Below are 24,011 nucleotides of genomic sequence, written 5' to 3'. Positions count from 1 at the left end.
CAACTGCAAATATCCTTTTTTTTATCGGGACCAGTTGATTCTTTTAGATTGAACATTCTGGGAGCTGGTTCCAATCATGATGTCAAACTCTCCGCTTTCCCAGTCATAATTCAGTTCATTATCAAAAAATTTAAGATCTTCCGGGGTCAGTTTAAAAGTTACGGTCTTGCTTTCGCCTTTTCTGATGAATATTTTCTGAAAACCTTTCAATTCTTTCACCGGTCTTACCACTTTTCCGAACAAATCTCTTATATACAGCTGTACAACTTCTTCACCGCCGTATTTTCCTGTATTGGAAACCGTTACCTCAACCGTTAAAGTCTGATTACCTTTCAATGCTGTGGAACTCAGGTTCATATCGGAGTATTTAAATTCTGTATAGCTGAGTCCGTAGCCGAAAGGAAATTTCGGATCATTATCCAGATCAATATAGGCTGAAACATAATTCCTGTCTGTATTATTTTTTGCAGGTCTCCCTGTATTGTAATGATTGTAGTAAACCGGAATCTGCCCTTCGGTTCTTGGAAAACTCATCGGCAGCTTTCCTCCCGGATTTACGTTTCCGAACAGAACATCTGCGATGGAATTCCCGGCTTCCGTACCCAGCCACCAGGTGTACATGATAGACGGGATATGATCCGCAGCCCAGTTAAAGATCAGGGGTCTTCCTGCATTGATCATCAGAACGATGGGTTTTCCGGTTTCTGCAATTTCCTTTAAAAGATCTTCCTGAACTCCTGTAAAGCCGATTGTGCTTCTGCTTTTCGCTTCACCACTCATCGCATGGCCTTCTCCTAAGGTCATAATTACGACATCTGCTTTTTTTGCCGTTTCAACAGCTTCTGCAAACATCGACCTGTCATTGTCATCTGCATTACAGCCTTTTGCATATAATAAAGTGGAATTTTTATCGAGCTGATTTTTAATTCCGTCAAACTGGGAAACAATTCTCTGCTGATCATCTTTAAAAGCAACCGACCAGAACCCGTGATTGGCTACCGTTTCTTTACCGAAAGGCCCGATAAGGGCTACGGTCCTGATGGTTTTGGAAAGAGGCAGGATATTTCCCTGATTTTTAAGCAGTACAATACTTTTTGAGCCAAATTCTCTCCCGAATTTACGGTGTTCTGTGTTATTGGTCTGCTCTTTTTGTCTTTTCTCGTCACTGAATCTGTATGGATCATCAAAAAGCCCCATTTCAAATTTCTTTTTCAGGATTCTTCCGGCAGCATCATTTACCCATTTGCGATCTACTTTCCCTTCTTTTACCAACCTGGGAAGTTCTTTCATATAGATATGACTTTCCATATCCATATCGCTTCCTGCTTCAATGGCTCTTTCAGCGGCTTCCCCGGCATCTTTGGCATAACCGTGGGCTATCATTTCCCCGATACTTCCCCAATCTGAAACGACAAATCCCTTATAGTTCCATTTTCCTTTTAAAAGATCTCTGAGAATATATGGATTGGCCGTTGCCGGAATTCCGTTAATATCATTAAAAGAGTTCATAAAAGTCGCTACCCCTGCATCTGCTGCTGCTTTAAAGGGTGGCAGATAGGTTTCGTGGAGCTGTCTTAAGCTCATATCCACAGAATTGTAGTCTCTTCCACCCACTGCTGCACCATAGGCAGCAAAGTGTTTAGCACAGGCCATCACAGCATCAGGACTTCCCAGTCCTTTTCCCTGAAATCCCTTAATTCTTGCGAGTCCAATCTGTGTTCCCAGATAAGTATCTTCCCCGGAACCTTCCATTACTCTTCCCCATCTCGGATCTCTGGCAACATCTACCATAGGGGCAAAAGTCCAGTGAATTCCATAGGCAGAAGCTTCTGTTGCCGCAATCCTCTCTGATTTCTCAATAAGTCCCAGATCCCAGCTGGCGGCCTGCCCGAGATTAACCGGAAAAGTGGTTCTGTATCCGTGGATAACATCCTGCCCGAAAAGTAAAGGAATTTTCAGTCCTGACTGAAGAGCAAGCTTCTGAAAAGCCCTGGTTTCTTCTGCTCCCGCTACATTAAGCATCGATCCTACTCTTCCTTTTTTTATTTCTTCCAAAACTGTTGCAGAATTGGAATTCTGCGGACCTGTTGCATATTCAAATCCGCTGTACTGCACCAACTGCCCGACTTTTTCTTCCAGGCTCATTTTAGACAGCAGTTCAGAAACCTTCTGATCAACGGTCTTCTGTCCGTAAGCATTCATACCCAATGCCGAAAATGCAAGTAAGAAATAAGCCTTCTTCATAATTATTTTATTAAAAAATATAGGTTGCCGCTGAATTTCCGGAGATTTTTACAGCGGCAGTCTTTCCTTTATACTGTATATTAAAATTTTCATCGGTATTACTTCCGTTCTGTACAATCAGTACCGTTTTTCCTTCAGGCGTTTTAAACGCTGCCGTGGAAAGGTGCTCTGTCTGTGTGGAAGCAATACGCTGAGAGCCTGTGGGAACAAATTTAGAGGCATGAGCGATAATGTAGTAAGACACATTTCTGGTAAAGTTCTCACTGTCGGAAACGGTTATTGCTCCTTTACATTCCGTACATCCTCCATCTGTATGCGGGCCATACTGCGTATCATTGGCTACATTCCATTCCAGGGCTGTTTTGCTCCAGTTTCTCATGGAACCGATGATTACGTTTTTAGTATGCCAGTTCAGGTCTTCGTTAAAAGTTCCTTTTGCCCCCGTCCACTGCTCGGTAAAATACAGATTTTTATCCGGAAAAGCATTATGAACCGTACTTAAAGCTGATATATCTCCTTCATACAAATGAAATGCAGAACCGTCGATATACTGATATGCTTCCGGATCTTTCAGGATATCAAGAGCATATTCCGGTTTGTTGCAGTTATGATCGTACACCACAATTTTGGTTTTGATCTGACCGGATTTAAAAGCCGGACCTAAAAAGCCTTTGATAAAGTCTCTCTGCTGTTCGGAAGGCATATACAGGCTGGGATTATTTCCCGGATGTAAAGGTTCATTCTGAGGTGTGATGGCATCAATATGAATTCCTTCTTTTTTCATCCCCTGAATATATTTCACGAAATAATTGGCATAAGCTCCATAAAACTCAGGTTTCAGACTTCCTCCTTTTGATTTTCCGTTGTCCTTCATCCAAACCGGTGCAGACCACGGTGCAGCAATAATCTTTATTTCAGGACTGATCGCCAGAATTTCTTTGAGCATAGCGATCAGGTTTTTATCTTTTGCCAGACTGAACTTTGATAAAGAAGGATCTGTCTGCCCTTCAGGCAGATCATCGTATGAAAAAACTTCTCCGTCCAGGTCTGAAGCTCCGATGCTTAACCGCAGATAACTGACGGAAATAGAGTTTCTATCCTTTCCAAAAAGCTCATTCAGTAATGCTTTTCTTTTGGCAGGTGAAAGACGGTTGATCACCTCCACACTTCCACCGGTAAGGGTATATCCGAAACCGTCTACATACTGGAATTTTTGGGAATCATCAATTTCAATATTCTGAAAATCATTCCTGTTTTGGGTAAATTTTACCGGAGTCTGCTGCTGCAATTTTATGCTCTGATCTCCTTTCGTGAGCCAGAATTGAACTTCCTTTCCATTGTTTCCTGCCACAGGTGTGCATGATGATAAAGGAAAAAGTACCACACCACATAGCAGTGCGGTACCGTTAAAAAAGAAACTATATAAGTTGTGAAACTTCATATTTAGTAGCCTGAATTTTGGGTTAGATTTTGATTGTTATCTCTCTGTCCCTGCGGAATAGGCCATAATAACCTGTTCTGATTGATGTTGCCTGCATAAGGCAGTATCACTCCGTTTCCGTCTTTCTGCTGGGAGAGGATGGCAACCGCTGTCCCTGTTCTTTTAAGGTCAAACCATCGCTGCCCTTCAAATGCCAGCTCCAGCTTTCTTTCCTGAAGCACTTTCTGGATTCCATCGGTTTCAGAGGAGATGGCAACCGGGGAAAGCCCCACTCTTGCCCTTACCTGATTGATGTAACCTGCTGCTCCTGTATAATCACCGGTTCTTACGGCTGCTTCTGCCTGTAATAAAAGGACATCCGCATATCTCAGGATATAAAAATTCTGGGTCCCATCGGTTTTTCTCATTTTATACATGAACGGATAATTATTGCTTGTCCAGTATTTATCAGACCAGCTTACGGGTGAAAATTTAACGGTACTGTTCAGCCGCTGGCTATCTCCGGCATCATTGAATGCTTTTACAAGATCATTGGACGGAACATTAAATTTTTTCCAGTCTGTTCCATAAAACATGGATGATCCCCAGGCCCAGACGGTTCCGGCATTCCCATCCGCTTCAAAAATAGATTCGGTATTGGCTTCGTGGGTTCCGTCAAAAAGCTGATCATAAACCGGAAGAAGACTTACTCCTGAAATATTGGCAGCATACTGTTTTACTTTCATCCAATCCGGATTGGGTTTCGATGCATATACTTTTGCCAGAAGGCCATACGCGAAGTTTTTGTTGGCTCTGTATTTCTCAGTTCCTGAAGGGGCATTGGCAATTGCTCCTTCCAGATCAGCAATAATCAGATCGTATGCTTCCTGAACTGTTTTCCGGGCCGGATACACCTGGCTGTACACTTCATCGAAATTACCAGCATTGACTCCTATTACAGCCTTCGTTACCAAAGGAATATCTCCCCACAGCTGGACAGCATGAAAATAATAAAGAGCCCTGAAAACAGCTGCTTCCGACTTCATTTCGGCCTTTCTTGCAGCTGTAAGCGCCGGATCATTGATATCGTCCACATAATTGAGGATCATATTACAGTCATTGATAAAACCGTACAGATATTTCCAGTCTCTCTCCACATTAGGATTGGTCGCTACAATGCGGTACTCGTCCTGCTGAAAATTCTGAACATTATCTGCTCCTGCGTATGAAATTTCCGTCTGGGCATCTCCGTTAAAAAAATAATCCAGCTGCCAGTATTCATTTCCAAATGCAGTATAGATGGTATTCATCCTGTTTTCTGCATCTGCTGCAGTTTTTAACGGATTATCAACAGAAACGGACTGTTCTGTAATGGGTTCCGTATCCAGAAAGTCATTGCAGGAAACACTTACGGCAAGTACTGATGCACCGAATAAATAATATATGGCTTTATTGATTTTCATTGTAAATAATTTAGAAATTAGCTTTTAAACCGATAATGAAGGTTCTCACCTGAGGATAGGTTCCATAGTCTATTCCGAATACGGATTTCTCGGCTCCGGAAGTATTTCTGTTGGGGCTGAAGGCATTTACTTCAGGATCCATTCCTGAATAATCGGTAATGGTAAAGATGTTCTGTCCGGTTACATATACATTCAGTTTATTCACTCCCCTGAAAGGGTTGTTGAAATTGTATCCCAATGTCACGGCTTTCAGTTTCAGATAAGATCCATCTTCCACAAATCTGTCTGAGATTTCCAGTGCAGAAGCAGAATTTGCTCTCGGAACGTCGGTTATCTGTCCGGGCGTGGTCCATCGGTTAAGAACGGCTGTTGACTGATTTTTATAGTCATTCATCATTTCCAGATCAAAACGGGTTGCGTTGAATACATCATTTCCTACGGAGGCGGTAATCAGAACATCCATATACCAGTTTTTCAGGGTAAAGTTATTGCTGAAGCCCAAAGTATATTTTGGATTGGGATTTCCGATAAAAGTTCTGTCATCCACATCCTGATATCCGTTACCGTTCAGGTCTTTATAGATCATGTTTCCGGTATTCGGGTCTACATGGTCTACCTGATATCCGTAAAATGTACTTAATGCATGTCCCGGCTGAAAACGGATCACTTTTCCTCCTACGCTTTCCATACTTATTACATCAACTGTATTGAGGTATTTCTCGAAATCCAGAATTTTATTTTTGGCAAATGAAATATTGAATGAGGTATTCCATGTAAAATTTTCATTTTTGATATTAGCGGTATTTAATGAAAACTCAATTCCTTTGTTTTCAAGGCTTCCGGCATTTCTATAAATAGGTCCTGATAAATTTCCCATCACGTAAGGAAAAATAAGATCCGTGGTCTTCCTTTTATAGAGATCTGTTGTAAACCGGATACGGTTATTAAAAAGCCCAAGATCCACTCCTACATTGGTATCGGTAGTGGTTTCCCAGGTTACGTCACTGTCATACTGTTTAAAGGTATAGGCAGGAACTCCGTTTGACCAGTACGGATCAAATATGTTAAAATGAGAATAAGCGGGAACTCCTGAAACATTTCCGGTCTGCCCCCATCCTCCTCTGAGTTTCAGTTCGCTGATGGTTTTACTGTCTGCCAGGAAATCTTCTTTAGAGACCAGCCATGAAGCTGAAACACCCGGGAAGAATCCCCATTTCTGACCGGAAGCCAGGCTTGAAGAACCGTTATATCTGAAAACTCCCATCAGGGTATATTTTCCGTCATAGGTATACAGGGCCCTTCCGAAGAACGAAGCGTTTCTTAAAACATCTTTATGCTTATCATAACCTTTTGTTGCCGCCTCATCGTAATCGAACTTTACGGTTCCTTCAGGAAATTTTTCTCCGGCAAAGTATTCATTCTGAAAACTCTTCTGGGTGATCTGTGCCCCACCGAGCAATGAAAAATCATGGATTCCTTTTTTGAGGGTATAGGTTAACGTATTTTCAAAGTTGTATTCCTGATACTGGATGTATTCCTGGGAACCAATTCCGGATTTTGATCTTCCGTAGCTGGTCTGGAACCCATCTGTAAATTTGGTATTCCTGGAGTCTGTCATATCAAATGAAATGCTTGGTCTCCATACCAGATTTTTAAGGACTTTCACATCCAATCCCAAATTACTGAGAAAACGCTGGGTCTGGGTTTTATCTTTCCTGGACTGATAGGCCACCGGATTTTCCCAGGATGACTGATAAGGATTAGGGGCAAACTGTCCCGGCTTGTATCCGTCATTGATCTGACCAGTTACCTGATCGTACACTACTCCATCGGTCGGGATGAAATTAACATCTGTTCCGTAAACCGGCAAGAAACTTGGTGTATTGAAAGCACTTAAAACGACCCCGCCCCGTGCTGTACTTAAGTTATCATTGGTATTGGTGAGTGAAGTAAAGAAGTAATTCACCGATGAGTTTAATTTCAGCCAGGGTGCAAGTACGGCATCCAGATTTACTTTTACTGAAGTCCTCTGAAAATGGGCCGGTTTTATAATTCCTTCAATATCCTGATATCCCAATGCAGTGTAAGCTTTTACCTTTTCATTTCCGAAGGCATAGTTTACGTTATAGTTCTGATCAAATCCCGTCTGAAAAACCTCCTTTCTCCAGTCGGTATCAATCCCTGCATACCTGGGGTTGGTAACAGTGGAAAGATAATCGGAACCGCCATTTGCCTGAATATCGGACATCAGTGTTTTGTACTGATCCAGATTCAGGACATCAATATTTTTTACGGTTTTTGAAATTCCCCAATAGGCATTAAAATTAAGCTGCGGTTTTCCCTGTTTCCCTCTTTTAGTGGTTATAATCACCACTCCTGATGATCCGTTTACCCCATAAATGGCCGTAGAAGAAGCATCTTTAAGAATGGTCATATCCACAATATCATCAGGGTTCAGCCCGCTGATATCATTGGTCTGGATCCCGTCAACCACATACAGAGGGCTTACAGAAGAGGAAATTGAATTGTTTCCCCTGATCTTCACATCAAGTCCTGCTCCGGGTTTTCCGGAGGCCTGAATTACGTTTACTCCGGCTGCCTGCCCCTGCAAGGCCTGTCCCACGCTGTAAATAGGTCTGTTGTCAAAAGCATCAGCTTTTACTGAAGAGACGGCGCTGGTAAGGTTTTGTTTTTTCACTCCTCCATACCCGATCATTACGATCTCTTCAATTTTATTTTCTTTACGAACAGAATCTTTCACCTGGGTCTGCGCATGAAAATTAGCTGTAAAATACAGCACGGCAGCCAGTCCAAAACTTCCTGATATTCTTATATTCATATAGAGTTAGTTTTTAATTCTCAAATTGAGACAATAAAAATATATTTTTTTTTAATTAATTAACATTGTCTTTATAAATATTTTAATTTTTCTTTTATTTTTGGGACTTTAAAGGCTTAAATTTGCATCATAATTCATAAAAAAAGTTATAAAACTTAAAAAAAAGATCCCCAAAATGACTGCCAAGCTCTCCCATATTTCACTTCCTTTGAAACTGACTTTCCTTATTTTTTCAATGGTACTGAATTGTATGGGTTTGGTAATTCTTCAGCTTTCTGAAGCAATCTCTTATGAAAAGCTGGGTTTTTTAGAATCATTTAAAGATCTTCCGATAGCTTTTATTTCTCTTTTTGCCGTTAATTTCATCAGTAAAACCGGAACAAAAAGAGCGTTGATTCTGGCACTGATTATTGTAGGCATCTGCTCTACTCTTCTTCCTTTTATTGAAGATTTCTGGTTTTATAAAGTCTGGTTTGCTATTATCGGAACCTGTTTTGCGATCGGAAAAATATGTGTTTTCGGGATCATCAGGAATAATATTTCGGATGAAAAATCACTTGCCCAAACCATGAACAGTGTGGAAGCTTCTTTTATGATAGGCATTTTTGTAGTGAACATGGGTTTTGGATGGCTGATTTCAAGCCGATATTCCGAATTCTGGAAATTCGGATTTCTGTCTATTGCCCTGCTTTCGGCTGTAACGATATTTTTATTTTCCAGGCTGAAGATTTCAGAAGCCAGGAAAACAGAAACAAAAGGGATCATTTCTGAATTATCCGGTTTTATCAATCCCGTAACCATCGCTTTTTTAGGCGTTATCTTTTTTATTGTGTTTGTGGAACAGGGATTTAATTCATGGCTTCCTTCATTTTACAAGAACCATCTGAACGTAAATTCATTCTTTTCGCTTCAGGCCACTTCTTTCCTTGCTCTTTTTTCTTATGCAGGAAGAACGGCAACAGCCAATATCATTCAGAGATTTTCACTGTCAAAATATTACCTGATCTGCATAAGTCTGATTGTTGCTGTTCTTCTTATTATTCTTGGGGTTCAATATTTCGGATCTGAAAATCCGGGTGTGCTGAGGTTTTTATTTCCGGTGATCGGGCTGTTTCTCTCTCCGCTGTACCCTGTTGTGAATTCAAAAATGATTGCGCAGGTTGATAAGGAAAGAATCAACTTATTTACCTCTTTAATTGTTATTTTTTCATCTCTGGGCAGTTCGGTCAGTTCAATCATTATGTCTGTTCTGTTTGGAAAAGAGCTCTTAGACTATTATCCGCTTTATATATTATTGGCTGTTTCAGTGCTTTTTATGGTAAGTTTGATATATTTTAGGCTGTCAGGAAGGAAAATTTAGAAAATAATTTTATTTTTACTGCCATGAAGATCAAAGACACCAAAAATAAAGAAACCCTTCAGGAGCTTATTGATACAAAAGATTTTGTAGCCCATATATCTGTGGACTGCACCATATTTGGCTTTCACAACAATATTCTGAAAGTTCTGCTTTTAAAGTATCATGATCTTGACCTGTGGTCTCTTCCGGGCGGTTTTGTTTTTAATGATGAAGATCTCCGTGAGGCGGCAGCAAGGGTCCTGTATGAAAGAACCCACCTGAAAGATCTGTTTTTAAAGCAGTTTCATACTTTCGGAAGAATAGACCGTACCGAGAATAATGTACATCAGATCCTGCTCCGCAACAAAGGAATTGAGGTTCCGAAGGACCACTGGATTTTTCAGAGATTCATTACGGTAGGCTACTGCAGCCTTATTGATTTTTCCATTGCCAATACTTTTCCGGATGCTTTCAATGAAAGCTGTGAATGGTTTGAAGTGGATAATCTGCCCAAAATGGCATTTGACCATGACAGGATCATAGAAACCGGACTGGAATACCTCCGCATGAATATCAATACTGAGGCCGCAGCCAGCAATCTTTTACCTGAAAAGTTTACCATGAAGGATCTTCAGCTTCTTTATGAAACGATTTTAGGGCAGAAATTCAGAAGAAATAACTTCCAGCGCAAGATATTGAGTTTAAATATTCTGGACAGGCTGGAAAAGTTTTATGACGGTTCTGCCAACAAAGCTCCTTACCTGTATAAATTCAAAAATAAAATCCATAATTCCGCCCACCAGTATCCGATCTCTAATGATGAGGAATCCTAAGGTCCGGTATTTTTATTCTATGAATTAAATAAAATCATTATATACCTCTGATAATCAATCACCCCAAAGGCTTATAAAAAAATTTTCTCAACCGCCTGAAAAGTGTTATTTTTAAACAAATCAAAAAATCATGTCATATTATCCTCTTACAAGCATCCCTGATTATTACGGAATTGATGCTTTACTTACTGAAGAACACAAACTGATCCGCCAATCTGTAAGAGACTGGGTAGAAAGTTTTGTAATGCCGCAGATTGACCAGGCTGCACAAAACCATACTGACCTTCCCGGTTTAATGAGGGAATTGGGAAAAATCGGAGCATTGGGTCCTTATATTCCAGTAGAGTACGGAGGTTCCGGTCTTGATCAGATCTCTTACGGTCTTATCATGCAGGAACTGGAAAGAGGTGATTCTGCAGTGCGTTCTGCTGCTTCTGTACAGAGTTCTCTTGTCATGTTCCCGATCAATGAATTCGGATCTGAGGAACAGAAGAAAAAATACCTTCCTAAGCTTGCGGCCGGGGAAATGATCGGCTCTTTCGGGCTTACCGAGCCTAATCACGGATCTGATCCTGGCTCTATGGAAACTTATTTCAAGGATATGGGCGACCATTATCTGCTTAATGGTGCCAAAATGTGGATCACCAATTCCCCGCTTTGCGATATTGCTGTGGTATGGGCGAAAAATGAAGAAGGAAAAGTACAGGGACTGATCGTTGAAAGAGGAATGGAAGGGTTTACCACTCCTGAAACACATAATAAATGGAGTTTAAGAGCTTCTAAAACCGGAGAACTGGTATTTAATAACGTAAAAGTTCCTAAAGAAAACCTTCTTCCGGGCGTAACCGGATTAAAAGGACCTCTATCCTGCCTGAATTCTGCAAGATATGGAATTTCATGGGGTGTAATCGGTGCTGCTATCGACTGCTACTGTACAGCGGTTCAGTATTCTAAAGAAAGAAAACAGTTTGGAAAGCCAATCGGTTCTTACCAGCTCCAGCAGAAAAAACTGGCTGAATTCTTAACTGAAATTACTAAAGCCCAGTTACTATGCCTTCAGTTAGGAAATCTGAAAAATGATCATAAAGCAACGCCTGCACAGATCTCAATGGCTAAACGCAACAATGTGAAAATGGCGATTGACATTGCAAGAGAATCAAGACAGATTCTTGGAGGAATGGGAATCATGGGAGAATTCCCGATGATGAGACACGCTGCCAACCTTGAATCGGTAATTACCTACGAAGGAACTCACGATGTTCACCTTCTAATTACAGGTCTGGATATTACAGGCATCAATGCTTTCTAAATAAGGAGCTCAAATAAATAAGCGGGTCCGGCCTTTGGCCGGACCCGCTTATTTTACTCACCTTGCAGAGAATTTATATTCAATGAATAATTATTGATCTGATAATGTATGAATGGTTTTATTGAAAACAACTAACTTAATATCACCATAATGCATTAATATGAAAAAACTATCTTTCTTTTTACTAAGCTTTACAGCTCCTTTTTACCTGGCTCAGCAGGCGGGTGATGTGGTAAGCATTGAACAGAAACTTGATCTTACCCCACAGGGCGTTATCAGTTTTATAGCCGGCAATCTCGGTGAGCAGAATACTCCAGACCTCACCAATTATCTGAACGGCTTTAATCTAGGCCTTAAGGGATATAAAATTACATATTACACTAAGAATGAAAACAATGCACTGGTGAAAGCAACCGGGCTTTTGATGTATCCTAACGTCAACTACAAGCTTTCAACTGTTGTTTCGGACCACGGAACTACGGACAACCGGCATAATGTTCCGTCTAATTTAAAGGGAGCACTGGGGGCAGGATTCGTAGTGGAACTTTCTTATGTTCTGAACGGGTATATCCTTATGGCTCCGGACTATGTGGGAATGGGCAGCGGAGACGGTGTTCATCCTTATGTAGATTATGCCACTGAGGCCAGTGCTACGATAGATTTTGTTACGGCAGCCAATAAAGTCCTCGGGCAGTTAGGAATCAAGCGATATAACGAATATTTTCTGGCAGGCTATTCCCAGGGAGCACATGCTGCGATGTCAACTCTGAAAAGGCTAAGTATTTCCAATCCGGAGAATTTGAAATTCAAATACGCCTATATGGGCGACGGGCCTTATGATTTTTCGGGAGTTACTCTGAACAAAGGGGTTCTGGAAAAAGACCTCTACCCTTTTACCTCTTTTCTGGCGAACGTTCTTCATACCTGTAACAATACGGGATACAGAACCTATAACAGTAATATATCAGAAGTTATTTCAGCGGAATACCTGGATAAATACAATAATCATGTGGTTCAGGACAACGGAGGACTTCTGTGGGGTCCGGTAATCTGGAGAAAACTTTTCACATCCGGTTTTGTAAGTGATGTTACCAACAATCCGGATAATAAGCTCAGACAGTGCATGAAACCTAAAGATGTTTACGACTGGTATAATAAAACTCCCATGACTTTGGGACATTCCACCGTGGATCTGGCCATCCCGCCGGAAAATACCTCCAAAACCATCAGTGTACAGCGCGGCTACTATCCGTGGTGGGATCTGGATAAATACAAACTGGATTCATTTTACTGGGGTCCTCTGGGACATGTCGGAGGAATTGTTCCCTTTGTTCTTGCTTCCAATGCAAAATTCAATACGCTCAGAAGCGGAGGATTATTCAATCAGTGGGCTATGATTACTTCCAAGCAGGCAGGAAATGATCAGATGATAAAATCGGGAGAAGGCAATTCATTATATTCCTCTCAGATCAAACCGGCTACCGGAGATATGAAACTGCTGGAAATAACTGATTTTAATAAAGAAAAAGCTACCACAAAACCTGGAACAGAAAGTAGTCTGGCTGGCCTTCAGGATGGAGTTTACCTCCTGAAAGTGCATGAAAGCAATGAAAACAGGCTGATTCCTTATATTAAAAGTACTCCACAACAGGTTACTGAAAGTGAGATCGTTCAATCTGAAAATAATGGAATTTTGAAACTTAAGATCAGTCCCGATGAACTGTCTGCGGTACATATTTTTGATGAAAAACGTAACTTTATAAAAACAGTTTCCCAATCCCAGTATACGGAAAACAGCGGAATCTCTCTCCAGGATCTTGAAAACCGGAATTATACCTTTGAGATTGTCACCCAATTTTATCACCTGCAGTTTAATAAAATGATCGTTAATCGGTCCGAAAGTAAAACAGATATTTTTGTCCGAGGCAGCCAGATCATTGCCCGGTCAGCCGGCGATATAAAAAACATCAGCATTTACAGTATTTCAGGTGCATTAATTGTACAGCAGGATGTAAACAGATCATCATTTGAATCAAAAGCTTTGGAATCCGGGGTTTATCTGGTGCAAATCACTCTTGCTGACGGAAAAATAATCAATAAAAAGATCAAAATCTGATAATCTTCTCTTATTATATTTCTTCATTTCAGATGGAATGCACTTCAGCAATGGAGTGCGTTTCTTTTTTAGCCGGTGTAGGATTTTATATTTTCCACGAAATTAAGATCAGGATTCAGAATTTCAAGGATCAGATTTTTCACTGATCTCATCGCATCATCAATATCTCCTTTATCAAACTGGAGGGAAACCACTCCTTTCCGGGCCTCTGCAAAACTCCATATTCCGGTTTCAATCGGGAATCCCCAGAACTCAGGAAGATTCTGAACCACATAATGATAAATACACAGCTGAAGAGCCTGTTTTCTGTCGCTGTTGTGGAAATAATCCGACACATTGTCCTCATCAATCTTTACCGTGAGATTTTTGATTTTGGCTGTTTTATAATCGATAATTCTCAATGTTCCGTTCAGACGGTCTATCCTGTCTATAAATCCGAAGAAAGAGATCTTATCGTTTTCTTCAAGATAAAAATCAACATTTTCGAATCTTTTTTCAATATCAAGAATCTCAAGTTCATTGCCGTTCCTGATCAGTTCAAGATCATGAGTAAGAATGTTTTCAATTACTTTTTTAGCAATCGCTTTGTGAATGTAATTCATTCCTTTTTCATAGAACTCCGGCTGGTGCTTCAGCTTTTCAATGGCTTTTTCAATATACTGATCTATCTCTTTAATTGACTTCTGTAAATCACTTTCTTTTAAAACCTTACCTTTGAGTATTTCATAAACTTCCTGAAGTGAATAATGAACCAGATTTCCATAGTTTTTAACGGACAGTTCTTCTTCAATCTCATCTGTTTCCGAGGTGTTCAGGATCTTGGAAAGATAAAAATCGATAGGGTTGTAAAGATAACTGGTAAGGTGCGAAGCCGATACTTTTTCCTTCCATTTCTGAAGCCTTTCCATTACGATTGCCGTCTTTGGAATTTCAATAGGTTTTGAGATAATGGGTTCAGAGGAGTTCTCTATGATCAGATGTTCTATCTGATGAGAGCTTTCCATTTCGATCTGGGTAATAAAACGGCTTTTTTCCCCTGTATTCACTCCTGAACTGAGCGCATTGTACAGGAGATGTACATTCTGCGAATCCTGGATCAGTCTGTAAAAGTGATAAGCATAAATTCCGTCGTTTTCCAGAAACGTATGAAGGTCAAAATATCTTCTTATATCAAAAGGAATATAGGTATTCTGCGTATTTCCCAGAGGAAGTTTTCCCTCATTCACAGACAGCATAATAACATTTTCAAAATTCAGGAGACGCGTTTCAAGAAGCCCCATGATCTGAAGCCCGCGCAGCGGTTCTCCCTGAAAATCGATGCTCTCTGAGTTGATGTGCTGGTTGATCAGGATTTCCAGAGTCTCCATTCTGATCTCGAAATCGTACGGACTCAGCTGGTTTTTTATGATTCTGAAAGCATTTTCAAAATGAGATACGTTTTCATACTGAATATCATCAATATCCAGCCATTTGATATGCCGGCAGAAAGCAATAAGTTTATCCAGATAAACACCGGTATGATCCGCCTTCTGAAGCAGATCATAATAAGAAAGACCTCCCAGCAGTTCGTGCATCAGCTTTCCGGATATATAGACAATATTCCGCTCCTCTATTTTCGCTTTGAAATCACTGATCACCAGTTCATCCTCCGCAGATTTCGGCAGTTCTTCCAGAATAGGAAAAACATCCCTGTAATAGTAAGAGGTTTTATTTTTTTCCAGCTGTTTCTGAAGATAAAAAAGCTGTTTTACGGCATTCGAAAAAGACAGGTTCTTCAATGGAAACCCCATGGTGATATTCAGGTTCTGTACACCGTACATCACGTCTAAGCTTGCAGGCAGAAGGTTTTCGTCCAACAGCACAACTGCCGTATTGGAATAGGTTTTATTTTCAATCTCTTTAAAAATCTCAGGAAGAACTTTGGTCTGCGTTACGTTTCCAGAAACTTCATAGACTTTAATATTTTTCGGTTGGTTGAAATCATCTTCAATCCAGTGAAAGTCTCTGCTGTCATTGAATTCTTTCCACATTTTATGACTGCGGAGAAATTTTCCGGCTTCCTGCCTTTCATCATCGAAATAATAACGGTCTGCCTGGAAAAAACATTCGGCTTTATTCCGTTTTAAAAGACTTCTGACCAGTTTTTCTTCTACCGGAGTAAATGCATTGAATCCACAGAACACGAAATGCTCTGAAGTACCGTCTGCAAAATCATCAATTTTCGATTGGGCTGTTTCATGAATCATCCCCGCAGTAGCCCAGTTCCTTTCCTGAAGCCTCTCTTTTAACACAGGAAGGAAAATATTCATATTCTGCCAGAAATTAAGGAATTTCTTTCTTGGAACATCGTCGTCTTCTCCAAGATCCTGTGCCCATTCCTTGATCCGTTCCTCATCAAACATATACTGAAGCACAACCTGATCATCTCCGGAAAATTTAAGAATATCGTCCCAGTCTTTCTGCAGGGTAGGAAACCATTTCAGAAAATCAGAAAAGTCATCACGGGGAATCAGATTAAGACTTCTGTAAACATCGAAGGCGAAAAGCCAGAGAGAAATCCCCTGGATAGGCTGCCGGTCTGCAATACGGTCAATCAATTCCTCCACGGTGAAGAAATTGGGAAGAAGCCCCGAATACTTATTCTCTTCTAAAATCTGTCTGATAAAAACAATAGGACGCTTGCCTGGCAGAACGATGTTGAATACCGAGAGATCCTGACTTTTTGCCAGCAGTTCGTTGATGATCTTATTGAGAAATTTCAAGAGGCCTGGTAGCTTTTTAAATTGTTTAATTCTTCAGAGATAAGGATATTATATTCCTTCTGCTTTTGTTCATTGATTCCGTGCTGTGTCTCCCTGTCATAGGATTTCTGAAAATTCTGATAATCGTTGGATACTTTCCGATAAACAGCCTGAAAATATTTATTATAATCTCCTGAAGTAACGATCTTTTCAGCAACTTCCTTTCTAAGTTTCCGGGCAAAAATTTCTGCAATATCAAAATGTTTCTGTTCGTGCAGAAGAATATAATCACTGATTCTTTTGCTATCTTTCCATGACCTCTCTTCATTGAAAATGGCGGCTATTTCAATTTTCACAAGAGTTTTGGGATTGGTAGACGTTACAACGGAATATTCCCAGCCACAATGGGTATAGGCAGCCACATCGGGATTGTTTTTACGGTTGACCGGGCTTTTGAAATTATCCCACACCAGTTTCCGGTCTTCTTTCCAGATTATTTTCTGTCCCCAGACTGTATTTACAGTCAGAAAACAGAATACAAATACCATCTTCATTATTTAACCACAATTGTTTTGGTGATCCATTGGTTTCCTCCATTCCAGAATCTGAAGGTATAATTTCCTTTGTTACGCGGATTAAAATTGATCTGTCCGGCTGCTGTATAGCTGTTCTGTGCACAGGGCCCGTCTTTTATATAACGGTACGCTGTAACGGACCTTCCGAAATCACTGTCATGAATATAGTCATAACCATAAAAGCCTTCGCACTGGGAAGGATAGGTGGAATATGTTCTGATACTCTGTACGGAAAAAACATCCATTGTATCATTCACTATTTTTACACTGTCTATTTTGATCCTGCCTACTGATTCAATAGTCTGATAGTCATCATCATTACAGGAGATGAAAAACAGTCCTAAAAATAATGCAGGAAATCCAATATTTAAAAGTTTTTTCATAACCTCCAATTTACTGATTATTAATGATAAACAGCAAAAATTATTCCTTCATTATACGGATCAGGAATTAAAATTGCCTTTGGACAGATACACTACTTTTTTGGTATCAAAAAATTCTTCATCAAAATAGTTTTTAAGGCTGAAAATTTCGCATTTAAGCCCGGCAAGCTCTTCCGCAAGGTCACCGCCCTTCAAATACAAAACCCCGTTATGTCTGGTATTGAACTGTTCTTTTTCAAATTTGCCTTTCAGCCATCTTAAAAATTCAGGCATCTGGGTTACGGCACGGCTTACTACAAAGTGGAACTTTTCTTTGAGTTTTTCTGCACGTCCGTGAATAGCAGTTACATTTTTCAGTCCTGTTCCTTCTGCAACAGCCTGTACTACGCTGATCTTTTTCCCGATGGAATCGATCAGGGTAAATTCAGATTCAGGAAACAGGATTGCTAAAGGAATTCCGGGAAAACCTCCCCCGGTTCCGATGTCCAGGACTTTTGTACCGGGAGCAAACTCCATTACCTTCGCTATTCCCAAAGAATGCAGGACGTGCTTTTCATACAGCGACTCCATATCTTTTCTGGAAATCACATTGATCTTTTCATTCCATTCATTATACAGTTTTTCCAGCTGGGTAAACTGTTCGATCTGCGTTTCTGTAAGATCCGGAAAGTATTTTAATAGTAACGGTATTGCCATATGAATTATTATAAACCGCAAAAATAAGTTTTTATTGGCTTTATTCAAACTTTAAGAGCCGGATATGAAAGACCTTTTATATATTTTCAATCTCTTTCAATGGGATTATTGGTTCTTTTAAGCCTTCTGAGGATCTCATCGTCAATGGTTTCATTCTTTCCCGTATATCTCTCAAGTTCTTTGATACTGTATTGAGCGGTATAGCCATCTTTCAGCTGAACACCGATTGTTCCGGCTTTCGGGTCTGCATTGAATGCTTCAAAATCTTCTTCGGGAATGAAGGTGTAGTTTTTCATTAGTTTTTTATACTCATTCTCAGACATTTTTTTGCTGTTTTCAGGCACCCGGTCAAATAGTGTTTTTATTTTTCTGATCTGAATCAGGTTAAATATATGCTGTCCCCCGGTATCCTTTATACTTACCACAAGCCCCGGAAGGCCGCTGAATTTATAAGGACCGTCACTTACCGGATAATCTTTACTGAACCATGCTTCCCAGCTCCTTCCTTTATAATCAGTCACTGCTTTCTGGCATTTCATATTATTGATCTCAGCAAACTCTTTTTCTATTTTCCATCGGGGAGCTTCACTGTCTGTGGTCATCAGCTTCACACTTTTAAACTGATCGTAAAAACTGATGGTCTTTTTAGCGTAATCTTTTTCAATAAGATAGTTCAGATTTCTGTTGTAATTCTTGCGTTTAAACAGTTTCGCAAAATCTTTTTCAGCGGCATAGGCTGAATCCTTTTCATATTTGGCAGTATTATAGAAATACGATTTTTTCCCGTCGGTATCCAGGCTCATATAATCCGTAATCAGAGAATCGCTTCCGGTATCGGCTTTCATTCTGTATTCATACACAAAGCGGTAGTTCTGGGCAGAAAAAAGCGCAGCAGATAATAAAAAAAGGAGTTTGTACATTTTAAGCTCGTCATTCATTAAACATAATCAATTCTTAAAGCGGAGAACGCCTGAAAAACCAATCTTATTTCCAAATCTAGTGATTAAATTGAAACCTGACAAAAATCTTTTCTCTTAGCCTATTTTTATTTCCCGGCAAAACGTTTTTATTATATATTTGTTAAAATTCAAAAAGACTACATGGACAAACTTTCAGATAGAGTAAAGCGACTGGGTTACTCGCAGACTTTCGTAATGTCAAACAAAGCAAGAGAAATGAAAGCCGCCGGCATCGACGTGATCAGCCTTACTCTCGGCGAACCGGATTTCGATGTACCGGATAACATCAAACAGGCCGCTTTCGACGCTATTAATCAAAATTACAGCCACTACTCTCCTGTACCCGGGTTTCTGGAACTTCGTGAAGCTGTTGCCTATAAACTGAAAAGAGATAACAATCTTGAATATAAACCTTCGCAGATCTGCGTTTCAAACGGAGCCAAACAGGCCATACTAAATGTTCTGGCTGCTGTCATTAATGACGGGGACGAGGTTCTTCTTCCCGCTCCTTACTGGGTAAGCTATGATGAAATGGTGAAAATGATGGGTGGAAACTCTGTCATGCTTCCCACTTCTTATGTAACCGATTTTAAAATCACAGCCGAACAGCTGGAAGAGGCAATCACGGAAAAGACGAAAGCGATTCTTTTCAGTTCACCGTGTAACCCTTCCGGAGGATATTATACATATGATGAACTGAAATCCTTAGCGAAGGTTATTGCCAAATTTCCTCATGTGACCGTTATATCTGATGAGATCTATGAATTCATCAATTACGAAACCAAAACAACATCTATCGCACAGTTTCCTGAAATATATGAGCAGACAGCGGTGATCAACGGAATGTCTAAGGCTTATGCAATGACCGGATGGAGGATAGGATATTCCGCATGCCCGGAATGGCTGGCAAAAGCCTGTGAAAAAATCCAGGGACAAATGACGAGCGGAGCCAATACAATGGCCCAGAGAGCTTCCATCACAGCCCTGAAAACCGACCCTTCGGAATACAGATACATGATTGATGCCTTTAAAAAAAGAAGAGATCTTGTGTACGAACTGATCAAAGAAATCCCCGGCTTCAAAGTAGTTCTTCCAAAAGCTGCATTTTACTACTTCCCTGACGTCTCCTACTATATCGGGAAAACTTTAAACGGTACGGAGATCAAAGATGCAGACGATTTCGCGATGTTTCTCCTGGAGAATGCCCACGTAGGGTGCGTGGGAGGGGTTTCTTTCGGAAGCCCGGAATGTATAAGATTCTCCTATGCGGCTTCAGAAGATGATCTGAGAGAAGCCATGAAACGGATTAAAAACCTGCTGGAACCTTTCAGCGCAAAATAAAACACATAATAACGCAACAAAATGAATCTGTTAAAAAAACTAACAATTGCAACGAGTATTGCCGCCGCAAGTTTTGCCGGTTATGCTTACGGACAGGATTTCCAATGGAAAGAAGCCACTTCTAACGGATACAAGTACAGGTATGTCACCAACGACCCTACTGCAGCAAGATATTATACGTTAAAAAACGGACTGACGGTTATTTTAAGCCCAACCAACAAGGACCCGAGGATACAGACCTATATCGCCACCAAAGCGGGAAGCAAAACCGATCCGGCAGACCATACCGGGCTGGCACATTATCTTGAACATATGCTTTTCAAAGGAACTAATAAATTCGGTTCTAAAGACTGGGCAAAAGAAAAACCTTTATTAGACCAGATTGACGCTCTTTACGAAAAGTACAACCAGACCAGGGATGAGGCCAGGAGAAAAGAGACCTACAAAGAAATTGACAGGGTTTCCGGAGAGGCTGCAAAATTTGCAATCGCAAATGAATACGATAAAATGATGGCCGGTATGGGAGCTGACGGAACCAATGCTTTTACATCTTTTGAACAGACGGTGTACACAGAAGATGTACCTTCCAATGTTCTTGATAAATTCCTTGCTGTACAGTCCGAAAGATTCAGAGAACCTGTTTTGAGATTATTCCACACGGAGCTTGAAGCAGTATATGAAGAAAAGAACAGATCTCTTGATGATGACGGAGATAAAGTTTTCGACACGATGTTTGCCAATCTTTTCCCGAACAACAATTACGGAAAGCAAACCACTATCGGAACAATTGAACACCTGAAAAATCCTTCTCTGCATGCGATCAGAGAATATTACAACAATTATTATGTTCCCAACAACATGGGAATCATTATGTCGGGAGATTTTAATCCGGATGAAGTGATTGTAAAGATTGACAAGGCGTTCTCTTACATGAAGCCTAAAACAGTTCCTGAATATAAAGTCGGACAGGAAAAACCTATTACCGCTCCTATTGTAAAAGAGGTTGTGGGACCGAATCCTGAAAATGTAATGCTTGGCTTCAGATTTCCGGGAGCTTCTACCAAAGATGCCAGAATGCTGAACCTTGTCGGCAATATGCTGACCAACGGACAGGCAGGACTGATTGACCTTGATCTGGTAAAAAAACAGAAATTACTGGGAGCCTACGCCGGATCTTATGCTTTAAAGGATTATTCAGTTTTACTTTTACAGGGAAAGCCTACTGAAGGACAGTCTCTGGACGAAGTAAAGAACCTGCTTCTTCAGGAAATTGATAAATTGAGAAAGGGAGATTTTTCTGATGACCTTATTCAGTCTATCGTGAACAACGAAAAGAAAGGTATCATTCAAAAGGATGAAAAATATTCATCAAGAGCCAGCATCCTGATGGACGAATTCACTTCGGATATAGACCATAAAGCATCGTTGGAATATGTTGACGAAATTTCAAAGCTTACCAAAAAAGATATTATGGATTTTGCATCCAAGTATCTTCAGAACAACAACTACGTTGCCGTTTACAAGAGAAAAGGTGAAGATAAAAGTATTGTAAAGGTTGATAAGCCAACCATCACACCGGTTTCCGTTAACAGAGAAGACCAGTCTCCTTTCCTTAAAAAGATTGATGAGATGCCTGAAAATCCTATCGCTCCGGTATGGCTGGATTACGATAAAGACATTGCTAAAAATAAATTAGCCGGTATAGATGTGCTTTCTGTAAAAAATACAGACAATGCCCTGTTCAGAATGTATTACCACTTTGATTCTGGAAAATGGAACAACAAGATCCTTCCATTGGCGGCAGAATACCTTCAGTATCTGGGAACTAAAGACAAATCTTCGGAAATCATCAGTAAAGAATTTTACAAACTTGCTTCAAGTTTCAATGTGAGTGCAGGGAACGAAGAAACTTACGTATCATTGGAAGGTTTGAATGAGAACTTCGATAAAACAATTGCTCTATTCGAGGATCTGATCAAAAACTGCCAGGCAGACCAGGCTGCTCTTGACGCTTATAAGACCAGGCTTAAGAAAGCCAGAGCCAACGCAAAACAGAATAAAGGGGTGATTATGTCCGGGCTGAGAAGTTATGCCCAGTATGGTCCACAGAATCCTTTCAACAATGTACTGAGCGATGCTGAACTTGATGCATTAAAAGCCGAAGACCTGATCAATGTACTTCACGACCTCTTTAATTTCAAGCATAAAGTACTGTATTACGGACCAAAATCCGGAAACGATGTGGTAGCAGCCCTTAAACCTATCCACAAACTTCCTGCAACCCTGAAAGATCTTCCTAAGTCTAAAACTTTTGCCCAGATCCCAACTGACAGGAACAGGGTATTATTTGCTCATTATGATATGGTACAGGCTGAAGTTTTCTGGGTAAGAAATGCTGATCAGTACAACCCTTCCATTACCCCTACCGTAAGTTTGTTCAACAGCTATTTCGGAGGCGGAATGGGATCCATTGTTTTCCAGACCATCAGAGAGTCAAAGGCATTGGCTTACTCCACATATTCTTATTTTGCCCTTCCGGGTAAGAAAACAGACAAGGATATGATTATGGCTTATGTAGGAACACAGGCAGACAAATTCAATGAGTCTACAACCGCCATGAATGAGCTCCTGACTACCCTTCCAAAATCTGAGCAGCTCTTCGAAACAGCGAAAAGCGGATTGAAAAAATCAATCGCTTCCGAAAGAATCACTCAGGACGGAATCATCTTCTCTTACCTGAAATCTCAAAAACTTGGAAATAATTTTGATATGAGAAAGAACGTGTATGAACAGGCTCCAAAACTTTCTTTTGCTGACATCAACACTTTCCACGATAAAGAGATGAAAGGTAAGAACTACACTTACTGCCTGGTAGCTTCTCAGGATAAAGTGAATGAAGCCGATATGAAAAAACTCGGTGAAGTAAAAAAACTAAGTCTCAACGAAATATTCGGTTATTAATTATAGAAAAAAAGTCCTGAAATCAGGGCTTTTTTCATTTTTAACCTTCAAAAACAATTATAGATTTTATTTATCAGAATTGATTTGATTGATAGATGAAATATTTATATATTTGCAACAGAAATTTAAATATAAAAACAGAAAATTATGTCTTTAGTAGGAAAAAAATTCCCAAATGTAACAATCGATGCAATGTCTGAAATGGGTGACGATCTTAGAATCAACATCCTTGAAGAAGCTACTTCCAATCAGCAGAAAGTTCTATTATTCTGGTACCCTAAAGATTTCACTTTCGTATGTCCTACTGAGCTTCACGCTTTCCAGGAGGCTTTAGGTGAATTCGAAAAAAGAAACACTAAAGTAATCGGTGCTTCTTGCGATACGAACGAAGTTCACTTTGCATGGCTGAACACTCCAAAAGACAACGGAGGTATTGAAGGAGTAACTTACCCGCTTTTAGCTGATACTCACAGACAACTGGCCAACATCCTCGGAATCGTAGATCAGGATTTCGAATACAATGAAGACGGAGAAGAAACCTTCACAGGTTCTAACGTAACGTACAGAGCAACTTATCTGATTGACGAAACAGGAAAAATCTTCCACGAGGCTGTAAACGATATGCCGTTAGGAAGAAACGTAAAGGAATTTTTAAGACTGATCGATGCTTACACGCACGTTCAGAAGCACGGTGAAGTTTGCCCTGCCAACTGGGAAGAAGGAAAAGATGCAATGAAAGCAGACAGAACTTCTACTGCAGAATACTTAGCAAAAAATTAATATCTTAATTTT

General features: G+C 40.3%; 16 protein-coding genes. 7 read left to right on the top strand and 9 right to left on the bottom strand.

Annotated features, from left to right (window positions below):
• Positions 1–21: 21 nt before the first annotated feature.
• Genes bglX through AC106S_RS20070 form a run of 4 tightly spaced genes read right to left on the bottom strand, consistent with a single transcriptional unit; the run spans position 22 to position 7,966 of the window.
• The gene (gene bglX, locus AC106S_RS20085; RefSeq protein ID WP_482441451.1) at positions 22–2,244 is read right to left on the bottom strand and encodes a beta-glucosidase BglX; all 2,223 of its coding nucleotides are present in this window, start codon (positions 2,242–2,244) and stop codon (positions 22–24) included.
• A gap of 10 nt (positions 2,245–2,254) precedes the next feature.
• The gene (locus AC106S_RS20080; RefSeq protein ID WP_482441450.1) at positions 2,255–3,685 is read right to left on the bottom strand and encodes a glycoside hydrolase family 30 protein; all 1,431 of its coding nucleotides are present in this window, start codon (positions 3,683–3,685) and stop codon (positions 2,255–2,257) included.
• A 2-nt stretch (positions 3,686–3,687) separates the two neighbouring features.
• Positions 3,688–5,127, bottom strand: coding sequence for a RagB/SusD family nutrient uptake outer membrane protein (locus AC106S_RS20075; RefSeq protein WP_482441449.1), 1,440 nt, complete (start codon positions 5,125–5,127; stop codon positions 3,688–3,690).
• Between the two features lie 10 nt (positions 5,128–5,137).
• The gene (locus AC106S_RS20070) at positions 5,138–7,966 is read right to left on the bottom strand and encodes a SusC/RagA family TonB-linked outer membrane protein (RefSeq protein WP_482441448.1); all 2,829 of its coding nucleotides are present in this window, start codon (positions 7,964–7,966) and stop codon (positions 5,138–5,140) included.
• Between the two features lie 175 nt (positions 7,967–8,141).
• Between AC106S_RS20070 and AC106S_RS20065 the strand changes: the two genes are divergently transcribed.
• From AC106S_RS20065 to AC106S_RS20050, 4 genes are all read left to right on the top strand, one after another.
• Positions 8,142–9,326 carry an MFS transporter gene (locus tag AC106S_RS20065; RefSeq protein ID WP_482441447.1) on the top strand — a complete coding sequence of 395 codons (1,185 nt, stop codon included), beginning with the start codon at positions 8,142–8,144 and terminating at the stop codon, positions 9,324–9,326.
• Between the two features lie 23 nt (positions 9,327–9,349).
• Positions 9,350–10,138: an NUDIX hydrolase gene (locus tag AC106S_RS20060; RefSeq protein ID WP_482441446.1), complete on the top strand. Its 789-nt coding sequence runs from the start codon at positions 9,350–9,352 to the stop codon at positions 10,136–10,138.
• A gap of 130 nt (positions 10,139–10,268) precedes the next feature.
• A complete protein-coding gene (locus AC106S_RS20055; protein ID WP_482441445.1) occupies positions 10,269–11,447 on the top strand; it encodes an acyl-CoA dehydrogenase family protein in 1,179 nt (392 codons plus the stop codon).
• A 160-nt stretch (positions 11,448–11,607) separates the two neighbouring features.
• Positions 11,608–13,563 (top strand): T9SS type A sorting domain-containing protein, encoded by a 1,956-nt coding sequence (locus tag AC106S_RS20050; protein WP_482441444.1) that lies wholly within the window; start codon positions 11,608–11,610, stop codon positions 13,561–13,563.
• Between the two features lie 68 nt (positions 13,564–13,631).
• Here the strand turns inward: AC106S_RS20050 and AC106S_RS20045 are convergent, their stop codons facing one another.
• The 5 genes from AC106S_RS20045 to AC106S_RS20025 form a co-directional block, all read right to left on the bottom strand.
• Positions 13,632–16,325 carry a PD-(D/E)XK nuclease family protein gene (locus tag AC106S_RS20045; RefSeq protein WP_482441443.1) on the bottom strand — a complete coding sequence of 898 codons (2,694 nt, stop codon included), beginning with the start codon at positions 16,323–16,325 and terminating at the stop codon, positions 13,632–13,634.
• Positions 16,322–16,858, bottom strand: coding sequence for a DUF922 domain-containing protein (locus AC106S_RS20040; RefSeq protein ID WP_482441442.1), 537 nt, complete (start codon positions 16,856–16,858; stop codon positions 16,322–16,324). Before AC106S_RS20040 ends, AC106S_RS20045 begins: the two co-directional genes overlap by 4 nt.
• Positions 16,858–17,262: a hypothetical protein gene (locus AC106S_RS20035; RefSeq protein WP_482441441.1), complete on the bottom strand. Its 405-nt coding sequence runs from the start codon at positions 17,260–17,262 to the stop codon at positions 16,858–16,860. The genes AC106S_RS20040 and AC106S_RS20035 overlap by 1 nt, the downstream gene beginning before the upstream one ends.
• A gap of 60 nt (positions 17,263–17,322) precedes the next feature.
• A complete protein-coding gene (gene rsmG / locus AC106S_RS20030; RefSeq protein WP_482441440.1) occupies positions 17,323–17,958 on the bottom strand; it encodes a 16S rRNA (guanine(527)-N(7))-methyltransferase RsmG in 636 nt (211 codons plus the stop codon).
• 86 nt (positions 17,959–18,044) lie between these two features.
• Positions 18,045–18,896: a GLPGLI family protein gene (locus AC106S_RS20025; RefSeq protein WP_482441439.1), complete on the bottom strand. Its 852-nt coding sequence runs from the start codon at positions 18,894–18,896 to the stop codon at positions 18,045–18,047.
• Between the two features lie 162 nt (positions 18,897–19,058).
• Between AC106S_RS20025 and AC106S_RS20020 the strand changes: the two genes are divergently transcribed.
• The 3 genes from AC106S_RS20020 (at position 19,059) to AC106S_RS20010 (ending at position 23,999) form a co-directional block, all read left to right on the top strand.
• Positions 19,059–20,258: a pyridoxal phosphate-dependent aminotransferase gene (locus AC106S_RS20020; protein WP_482441438.1), complete on the top strand. Its 1,200-nt coding sequence runs from the start codon at positions 19,059–19,061 to the stop codon at positions 20,256–20,258.
• Positions 20,259–20,279: 21 nt separating this feature from the next.
• The gene (locus tag AC106S_RS20015; protein ID WP_482441437.1) at positions 20,280–23,219 is read left to right on the top strand and encodes a M16 family metallopeptidase; all 2,940 of its coding nucleotides are present in this window, start codon (positions 20,280–20,282) and stop codon (positions 23,217–23,219) included.
• 147 nt (positions 23,220–23,366) lie between these two features.
• Positions 23,367–23,999: a peroxiredoxin gene (locus AC106S_RS20010; protein ID WP_153391806.1), complete on the top strand. Its 633-nt coding sequence runs from the start codon at positions 23,367–23,369 to the stop codon at positions 23,997–23,999.
• Positions 24,000–24,011: the final 12 nt, after the last annotated feature.

It is taken from the genome of Chryseobacterium sp. FR054 (assembly GCF_056844565.1).
Note: the sequence above shows the minus strand (reverse complement) of the source record. Positions and strands in the feature narration are given on the sequence as shown.